Source organism: Peribacillus sp. SIMBA_075, assembly GCF_046534585.1.
In genome coordinates this window covers 1-391 of sequence record NZ_JAWRYN010000173.1, presented here as the reverse complement: position 1 = coordinate 391, position 391 = coordinate 1, and the positions used below count along the sequence as shown (strand labels likewise).

Here is a 391-nt window from a genome sequence, read left to right as displayed (position 1 = left end):
CGCGTCTCAGGAGGTGGCCAATGAGCGCCCGCCTGTACGAGTTCCGCCCGTTCCAGACCGTCCGCGACCTGGGCAAGCAGAGCGGCATCAACCCGGCCGGCGCGATCAATGCGATCCGCGACGCTCAGGAGCATGGGCAGGACGGCCGCCTCATCGCTGGCAGGTTCCGAGAGCGCTGTTGGCGCGTCCGGAACGGCTACACGCCTACTGACCCAAAAGGCGCCGCATGAACGCCGTCGCCCAGTTTCTTGCCCTGATGGTCCCGTGCGTCGCCCTTATGGCGGTCGGGCTAGCCCGCTTTGTGGCCGGGATCCGGGCGATGCAATCGAACAACGAGGCAGCGGGGATTCGGGCTGACGCCCTCCTGCGCTGCGCCACTGCCGAACTGGAG

1 protein-coding gene is annotated in these 391 nt (G+C 67.8%); it reads left to right on the top strand.

All coding sequences use genetic code 11. From position 1 onward, the window contains the following. The first annotated feature begins 20 nt into the window (after positions 1 to 20). Entirely contained in the window at positions 21 to 230 is a 210-nt protein-coding gene (locus tag SB775_RS27675; protein WP_410864340.1) for a hypothetical protein, read from the top strand. Positions 231 to 391: the final 161 nt, after the last annotated feature.

Coding starts and splice junctions, on each gene's coding strand:
- SB775_RS27675 (WP_410864340.1), top strand. CDS start 21: ATGAGCGCCCGCCTGTACGAGTTCCGCCCGTTCCAGACCGTCCGCGAC.